The organism is Campylobacter sp. CNRCH_2015_0814 (assembly GCF_025772765.1).
Taxonomy (GTDB): domain Bacteria; phylum Campylobacterota; class Campylobacteria; order Campylobacterales; family Campylobacteraceae; genus Campylobacter_D.
Genome location: NZ_JAKMSR010000003.1, coordinates 145835 through 154378 on the forward strand (window position 1 = coordinate 145835; position 8544 = coordinate 154378).

At 29.4% G+C, this 8544-nt stretch carries 8 protein-coding genes; all 8 read left to right on the forward strand.

Translation table 11 applies throughout. The features are described from left to right. Positions 1 to 114 precede the first annotated feature (114 nt). The 8 genes from L8X24_RS02700 (at position 115) to L8X24_RS02735 (ending at position 8187) form a co-directional block, all read left to right on the forward strand. Positions 115 to 2190 carry an FTR1 family iron permease gene (locus tag L8X24_RS02700; protein WP_412175324.1) on the forward strand — a complete coding sequence of 692 codons (2076 nt, stop codon included), beginning with the start codon at positions 115 to 117 and terminating at the stop codon, positions 2188 to 2190. Further along, positions 2187 to 2708: a ferrirhodotorulic acid transporter, periplasmic binding protein gene (locus L8X24_RS02705; RefSeq protein ID WP_012661874.1), complete on the forward strand. Its 522-nt coding sequence runs from the start codon at positions 2187 to 2189 to the stop codon at positions 2706 to 2708. The genes L8X24_RS02700 and L8X24_RS02705 overlap by 4 nt, the downstream gene beginning before the upstream one ends. 75 nt (positions 2709 to 2783) lie before the next feature. Continuing rightward, a complete protein-coding gene (locus L8X24_RS02710; protein ID WP_263663503.1) occupies positions 2784 to 4205 on the forward strand; it encodes a Fe-S-containing protein in 1422 nt (473 codons plus the stop codon). Next, on the forward strand, positions 4195 to 5487 hold the full coding sequence (locus L8X24_RS02715; RefSeq protein WP_263663506.1) for an ABC transporter permease: 1293 nt from the start codon (positions 4195 to 4197) through the stop codon (positions 5485 to 5487). Before L8X24_RS02710 ends, L8X24_RS02715 begins: the two co-directional genes overlap by 11 nt. Beyond that, on the forward strand, positions 5477 to 6592 hold the full coding sequence (locus L8X24_RS02720) for an ABC transporter permease (RefSeq protein ID WP_263663507.1): 1116 nt from the start codon (positions 5477 to 5479) through the stop codon (positions 6590 to 6592). Before L8X24_RS02715 ends, L8X24_RS02720 begins: the two co-directional genes overlap by 11 nt. Beyond that, the gene (locus L8X24_RS02725) at positions 6592 to 7248 is read left to right on the forward strand and encodes an ABC transporter ATP-binding protein (RefSeq protein ID WP_012661870.1); all 657 of its coding nucleotides are present in this window, start codon (positions 6592 to 6594) and stop codon (positions 7246 to 7248) included. Before L8X24_RS02720 ends, L8X24_RS02725 begins: the two co-directional genes overlap by 1 nt. Continuing rightward, on the forward strand, positions 7238 to 7729 hold the full coding sequence (locus L8X24_RS02730; RefSeq protein WP_257404557.1) for a TlpA family protein disulfide reductase: 492 nt from the start codon (positions 7238 to 7240) through the stop codon (positions 7727 to 7729). Before L8X24_RS02725 ends, L8X24_RS02730 begins: the two co-directional genes overlap by 11 nt. Further along, positions 7690 to 8187: a TlpA family protein disulfide reductase gene (locus L8X24_RS02735; RefSeq protein ID WP_263663508.1), complete on the forward strand. Its 498-nt coding sequence runs from the start codon at positions 7690 to 7692 to the stop codon at positions 8185 to 8187. The genes L8X24_RS02730 and L8X24_RS02735 overlap by 40 nt, the downstream gene beginning before the upstream one ends. Positions 8188 to 8544 lie beyond the last annotated feature (357 nt).

An 8544-nucleotide genomic window follows, 5' to 3' on the forward strand; every position in this document is an offset into this window, starting at 1 on the left:
TTTTATCTGATTTATTATGAAATAAATAATGATAATGTTTATCTAAATTTAAGAAAGCTAGTACTATACTTGCGACTATGATTTTAAAAATGAATATCATTTCGGAGTAAAATAGTGTTTAAAAAAATAAGCTTGTTGATAATTTTTTTATTTTGTACTATTGTTTATGCTAGAGAGATTGATTATCAAAAAGAAGCCCAAGCAATCAAACTAATTTTAAATGAAAGTATGATTTTATACAAAGAAAATAAAAATTTAGAAGCAAAGAAAAAAGCAGAAGATGCATACTTTCAGCATTTTGAAACCATGGAAGGCTCTATTGGGCGTAATGTTGGTAGAAAAGCCATCGTTATGGAGCGTAAATTTGTTAATTTAAGAAAGTTATATAAAGATAAAGAAGATTTTTCTAAAATAGAAGCTTTGATTAGTAGTTTGTATTTTGATTTAGATGAAATAGTTCCTATTTTAGAAAAAGGCTTCCAGCTTAAAGCTGAAGCTAGTGATGTAAATTATGATAAAAAAGCAGCTGAAAACTCATCTTTAAAAGCAGAAAAAGAACGCCAAGCACAAGCTGAAGCGATGTTTGCTGCTTTGCTTGGAGAGAATGTTAAAGAACAAACTTCACAAAACTCAACTCAAAGTTTGATTGCTCAAGAGCAAGACACTCAAAAAGATGAAGCATTATTAGCTTTGCAAGAAGCTTCGGCTTTGGATGCAAGGTTACAATTTTTAATGGATTCTATGATTTCAAAGCTTGATCAGGCTGCATTAGCTTTTGTAAATAAAGACTATCAAAAAGCTAAAGATTTGATTCAATCAGCATTGTTTGAAGACTATAGAAATTCAAAAGTAGAAGTTTTAGTGGCAAGATATACTAAGGCAGGAGTGGATAAAAAAATTCAAACTAAACTTAGAACTATTATAAGAAAAATTAATGCTAATATTTTAGATGAAAAAACTATTAGAGATGAAATTTCAAACATATCAGATTTATTATATGAAGCGTTTTTAGCTCTACCTAAAGAAGAATTAGCCTTGCTTCAAGTTAAAGGCTTTGATGAAAGTGCTATGAGTGCTAAAAACTATACTAAAGTATATGATGATATGAAAATTGCTCTTAATGATATTTTGCAAAATTATGAGGGATTTAGTTTAAATAGTATAGATGCTTTACAAAATGTGTATTTGGATATTTTTGAAGCAAGTGGTATGGAAAGTAAAATTGGTGCTATTGATAGTGCTTTAAAATTAAAAATAGAAAGTTATTTTTCAAAAGGCGTTGCACTTATTAAAGCAAGTGCTTCTAAAGAAGAATTAAAACAAAATTTTGACGAGCTTAGTGCCTTAGTGGAAGGCTCTTTAGATAAAATTCAAGAATCCTCACCTATGTCTTTATTTATATGGGCTTTGGGTATTATCTTAAGAGAGGGTTTGGAAGCTTTAATTATCATTGTAGCTATAGTTTCATACCTAGTTCAAAGTGGCAATAAAAAACGTTTAAATATAGTATATTCAGCACTTTGGAGTGGGATATTTTTAAGTTTTGTAACGGCATTTTTTATATCATGGATTTTTAAAGAACAAGCAGGGCAAAGCAGAGAGTTGCTAGAAGGTATTACTATGCTTGTGGCTGTTGCATTATTGTTTTATGTGGGTTTTTGGCTTTTATCAAATGCACAAAATAAAAAATGGGCAAATCACATAAAAACTCAAGCAGTTGAAGCTATATCACATAATTCAGCAAAAACCTTATGGTTTAGTGTATTTTTAGCTGTATATAGAGAAGGTGCTGAAACTATTCTTTTTTATCAGGCTTTATTATTTGATGCAAAAACAAGCACAGATTATAGTTTTATATTTATAGGATTAGCTAGTGGATTAATTATACTTGTCATACTTTATTATTTATTAAAAGCTGGTGCTTTAAAAATACCAGTAAAACAATTTTTCTATATAACTTCATACATTATTTTTTATATGGTCTTTGTCTTTACGGGCAAAGGCGTTGGTGAGCTCATAGAAGCTAAGGTTATCACCCCAAGCTTACTTCCTTTTGATTTTGAAGGAATTTTGTGGCTTGGAATTTATCCTTACTATGAGAGCATCATACCTCAGTTTATGGTTTTAATCTTACTCATTATGGGTATTTTTATAACAAAGCAAATTTCAAATAAAAGGGAAAAAATATGAAAAAAACTTTATTAAGTTTAGGCGCAGCAGCTAGTATTTTAGCTAGTTCAGTTTTTGCAGCAGAGGTGCCAATTGGCGATCCTTATGAGTTAAATGGTATGGAAATAGCAGCGGTTTATTTACAACCAATTGAAATGGAGCCAAGAGGGATTGACCTTGCAGCTAGTTTAGCAGATATTCACCTTGAAGCAGATATTCATGCATTAAAAGGCAATAAAAACGGCTTTCCAGAAGGCTTTTGGATTCCTTATTTAACTATAGCTTATAAGCTAACTAATCTTGACAATGGTAAAGTAAAAACAGGAACTCTTATGCCTATGGTAGCAGATGATGGCCCTCACTATGGTGCAAATTTAAAAATGGATACAGGCATTGGAAATTACGAGTTAGTATTTTTAATAGAAAGTCCAGAAAAACAAGGTTTTGGACGCCATGTTGATAAAGAAACAGGTGTTGGTAAGTGGTTTGAGCCATTTTCGGTTAAATATAACTTCAAATATACAGGAAAACCTAAGTGATTTTTCCCTAGCTTTTGCTAGGGTTTATTTATGAAATTATTGATTTTATAAATAAATTCTATCAAAGAAGAGCCTATGTCGATTTATTTTGTACATTTTTTTGGAGTATTTTTTTCTTATGCGCTTTTGAGTGCTTTATTTTTTTATAATCTAAAAAATTCTTTAGTGTTTAAACTTGCTTTTGTGGGTTTTGTTTTTTCTTATTTTGCTTTTTTTATTAGTGCTAAAACACTAAGTTATGATTTGTTATATTTTTCTAATGATATTTTATTTGTTTTATTGTTTTTGGGTGTTATCATTTTTTCTTTTATGAAAAAGAATTTTTTAAAAGAAAAAATTCAAGCAATATTGCTTTTTTTATTATCTTTTGCTTTTGGTATAAAATACTTACATATTTCTATCGATTTTCCTATATTAAGCACTAATTTTTTAGATTCTTTAGCGATTAGCTCTTTTGGACTTATTTTGCTTGCTTTTGTTGTGTGTTTTGGGGCTTATCTTTTTACAAGATGGTTAAGGGAATTTAAATTTAAGTTTTTAAATTTATTTTTATTTATTATTGTGATTTTTTATCTAAATGAAGCTTTAGCTCAAATTTTATTACACCTTATGAGAGAAGGCGTGATAGAAACAGAAAGTTTGTATTTAAGCTATGTGGCAAAAAGTGTGTATTATGCTAAATTTTATACTTATGTATGGTTTTTATTGCTAGGAATTTGTATAGTTTTAGCTCTAAAGCAAAGAGTGAGTGAAAACAGCAAGAAAAAAGATTTTGATATAGAATTTAGAAAAAATCAAGCAAAAAATTCAACTATAACTAATTTTAGTGCAAGTATTTTTAGTGCTATGATTTTAAGTCTTTGTATTTTTCTTTTTTATGACTTGCATGCTTCAAGACCGGTAACCATAGACGAGCCAACCTATGTAGAGCCAAATGAAAATAATGAATTTGTCTTTGATGTAGCGATTTTAAGAGATAATAACTTACATCGCTTTGCTTATATTAGTGATGAGGGTAAAGTGGTGAGATTTTTTTTAATTAACAAAAGAGAAGATAAAGACTCGCCAGTAGCTGTTTTTGATGCTTGTAGTATATGTGGGGATATGGGGTATGTTAAAAAAGGTGGAGAATTAATTTGTATCTCATGTAATGTTAGAATTTTCTTACCAAGTGTAGGTAAGGCAGGTGGGTGTAATCCTATCCCTATGAAGTATAAATTTGAAAATGGTAAGGTTATCATACCTTTTTCAGAAATTTTAGATGGGGTTAATTTTTTCACTCAAGTAGTAGAAAAGAAAGTTTATGATCCTATTGATCATACTGAATTAATTAATTTAAAAGCACCAAGATCTTATGTTTATAAAGGAAGAACATATTTTTTTGCGAATGAAAAAAACTATGAAGAGTTTAAAAACGATCCTTTAAAATATATCGATATGAATAAGACTTCAAAATATAGAATTCATAATTTACTAGGAAATGACTATGCAAGTTAAGATTGTAAAAAATTCCATTTTTCAAAATAAAATTCAAAAATCCCTAGCTTTGCTGACGATTTTTTTAGCTACTTTACTTATGGCTACTATGTTAAATCTTACTTTGGGTATAGGTAATGAAATCACAAAAGAATTAAGAAGTTATGGGTCAAACATTTTAGTTTTACCTAAAGGTGCAAGTTTAAGTGTAGAAGTGGGTAATAAAATCTATGAGCCTTTGAAAAATCAAAATTTTTTAGAAGAAAACAAGCTTCATACTATAAAAGAAATTTTTTGGAGAAATAATATCAATGCCTTTGCACCATTTTTAGATACTCAAGTAAAAATTCAAACTCCAAATGCAAATTATGAAAATATCTCTTTAGTGGGAACTTATTTTGATAAGGCTATAAAGGTGCAAGATGATGATGATTTTTATGCGGGTATTAAAGAATTATATAAATATAGTCAAATCAAAGGAAATTACCCAAAAGATGATAGTTTAGATGAAATAATGCTAGGAAAAGACTTAGCACAAAAGTATGATTTAAAAATAGATGATGAAATCACCCTTGTGCAAAATGATCAAATTTTTAAAGTAAAAATTGTTGGTATTATAGACTTAACTCAAGTCTTTTCAAATAAAATCATTACTTCTTTGCTTTTAGCACAAAAGCTTTCTAAAAAAGAAGGTTTATTTGCCAAAGCAGAAGTTTCGGCTTTGACTATACCTGAAAATGATTTAGCACAAAAAGCAAGACGCGATGTAGATAGTCTTGATCAGCTTGAGTATGATCAGTGGTATTGTACTGCTTATGTAAGTTCTATTGCTTATCAAATCGCAGAAGATTTTAAAGGTGCTAGCACAAAAGTAGTGAGTGCGATTTCAGATGCAGAAAGTTTGATAGTATCTAAAATTCAATCTTTAATGGCAGTAGTTAGTATTATATGTTTAATCGTAGCTTCCATAGCCATATCATCTTTAATGAGTGCAGATATTTTTAGAAGAAAAAGTGAAATAGGACTTTTAAAAGCTTTGGGTGCTAGCACTTTGCAAATTTATATGATTTTTGCACTAGAAGGGGTTGTGGTAGCTTTAGTTGGAGCAGTTTTTGGTTTTGCTTTTGGCGTGGGAGTTTCAGAAGTTATTGCTCTTAGTATATTTGATCATGCTATTGCTATATCTTGGATTATTTTACCAATTTGCTTATTTTTTGCGGTGCTTATAGTATTTTTAGGATGTTTGTTTTCTATCAAAGGAATTTCTAAACTTTCTACTTCAGAGGTTTTATATGGCAAATAATTTTTTTATGCAAGAGGTTTTTAAATCTCTTATTTTTTCTTATAAAAGAGTTTGTATTATTTTTATAGCTGTGTTTATGGGTGCTATGGTTAGTGCTTCATTTTTTAATATTTATTTTGATATTGACACAAAATTATCTAAAGAATTAAAGGCTTATGGGGCTAATTTTATCATCACGCCAAAAGATGATGAGTTTTTAAGTATGGATGAGTTTAATCAAGTTAAAGAAAGCTTGAAAGCAAAGGCTTTAACCCCATTTTTATATGGTTTTTATAATCTTGAAAGCTCAAGTGCGGTGGTTGTTGGAGTTGATTTTGCGAATTTAAAGCTTACTAAGCCTTTTATGGAAGTTTTAAAAGGAAGCTTTTCTTTGAGTGATTTTAGTGAAGATGGTGCCTTTGTAGGAGCTGATTTAGCTAAACAATTAGAGCTTAAAATAGGACAAGAATTACAAATTTATAACCCAAGTATATCTAAAATAGTCAAAGTAAAAATCAAAGCTATTTTAAGAAGCAACGATGAGCAAGATGGGGTTTTAATCATCTCTTTGAAAAAAGCACAAGAGTTAGCAGCTAAAGAAGTGATAAATTATGCTCAAGCTATTTTGCTAGGTGATTATGAAAGTTTAGATCAAAAAGCAAAAGAGCTTAGCAAGGGCAATGTAGAAGCTAAAGTCATAGCTTCAGTATCTATTAGCGAAGGTGTGATTTTAGAAAAGATCAAAGCTTTAATGGCTTTGATTAGTTTAACTATTTTGCTCATTAGTTCTTTGAGTGTAAATACCACTCTTAGTGCGGTGATTTTTTCAAGAAAAAAAGAAATAGCCTTGCACCTTGCACTAGGAGCTAAGCATAAAGAAATCATCAAGCTCTTTGGAGCTGAAGTGTTTATTTTAAGTTTAAGTGCGAGTTTGCTTGGTGCTTTTTGTGGATATTTTTTGGCAAATATTTTTGGGTATTTGATTTTTAATGCAAGTATAGATTTTAGATTGCTTTCAGTATTTTTTGCGGTACTTGTTTCTTTGGTATTTGCATTTTTTGCAAGTATTTTGCCGCTAAAAAAAGCTTTAAAAATCAATGTTTGTGAAAATTTAAAGGGTGAGTGATGAAAAATATTATAAAAATTTCAAATTTAAATCGTAATTTTAATGAAGTTAAAGCTTTGCAAAATATCAACCTAGAAGTAAAGCAAGGTGAATGGCTAGCTATCATGGGTCCATCAGGTTCAGGTAAATCAACGCTTTTAAATATACTTTCTTTGATGGATACTCAAAGTAGCGGGGAGTATTTTTTAGATGATAAAGAAGTTGGAAATTTAAGCGAAGAAGAAAAAAGCGTAATCAGAAGAGAAAAAATAGGTTTGATTTTTCAACAATTTCATTTAATACCTTATTTAAATGCCTTAGAAAATGTTATGCTAGCTCAGTTTTATCACTCAAGCATAGAACAAAAAGACGCTATAATGGCGCTAGAAAAAGTAGGGCTTTCACACAGACTTACGCATTTACCAAGCCAACTAAGTGGCGGGGAACAACAAAGACTATGCATAGCAAGAGCTTTAGTGAATGATCCTGAAATTTTATTAGCAGATGAGCCAACTGGAAATTTAGATGAGGCAAATGAAAAAAACATTCTAGAACTTTTTTGTAAATTAAAACAAGATGGCAAAACCATAGTTTTAATCACTCACAATCCAGACTTAGCTACCTTTGCTGATAGAACTATCATTTTAAGCCATGGAGTGATGAAAAGTGAAAATTAAAAGTATAATTTTAGCTTGTTTATGTTTAGTTTTTTTAAGTGCGTGTTTTGAAAATAACAATAAAAATGGTGGTAAAATAGGTCTAAAAGCACCAGAAATCGCAGCAAAAAATTTACAAGGTGAGAAAATCAAACTAGCTGACTTTGATAATCTTATCGTTTTAACCTTTGTGGAGCAAGGTTGTGCATCTTGTTTAAAAGACTTACCACTCTTGGAAAAACTAGCTAACGAATACCCTAAAAAAATCACTATTTTAGCCCTTGATTCTATAGATAAAGGTAAGGATTTTGAAGAATTTGCTACAAAATATGATTACAAAAATATCACATTTTTACAAGATGATTTAGATATCTCGTGGCAAAGATTTAGCGTTTTTGCAGTGCCAACTACTTTTGTCATTAAAGATGGAGTTGTGCAAGATAAAATTATAGGAGAAAAACCATGGTCGCAACTAAAAGCTTCTATTGCTTCTTGGCTTTAATAAGCATTTTTTTCTTTAGTGCATGCTCAAATAATGAATTTCAAACCCTAAATTCAAATCAAAACTATACTTTTAAATATGATGGTTTTGAAAAAACCTTAAAAACACAAAATGCAAATCAAGCTTACGCTTTATTTTTTTTCACGCAAGATTGTGGTGCATGTAATGCACAAATTCCTATGTTAAACGAGCTTTATAAAGAAAGAAACTTTCCTATTTTAGCGGTGTTAAATGGAGCTAATTCAAAAGAAGAAGCTCAAAAAATTCTTTTGGAAAAAAAGCTAGATTTGCCACTTTTATATGAAGCCAAAGCAAGCTCATTTTTATCTAAAGCTGTGGGTGGAATTTATGGTGTGCCTGTGATAGTTTTTTATGATGAAAAAGGCAAAATAAATGAAAAATTCATCGGACTTACCCCAAAAAGTATTTTAGAAAATAAGATTAAATTTTTGCAATAATTTTTATTGAAAGTATTAATATTGTTATGTTTAAAGTATTTAAGATAACTTTTATCTTAAATTATTTTTAAGGAAAAATTTATAAATAAAATATTAATATTCCGATTATATTATTAAAATATTAGTAACAAATGTTACAAATATATACAAATAAACAATAACCCATCAAACACATTAACTATTTTTTGAAAGGACTTTTTCAATGAATATAAATTTATCTAAAAATCACCTCATGGGGGGGGGAACGATAATTTTCGTTTTAACTCAAACACTTTAAACTCTTTAAAAAACTATAAAAACTCTAATCTTTTAAAACTTTCTTTATTTGCTATTTTTTCCCTAAGTTCTTTAGAGGCA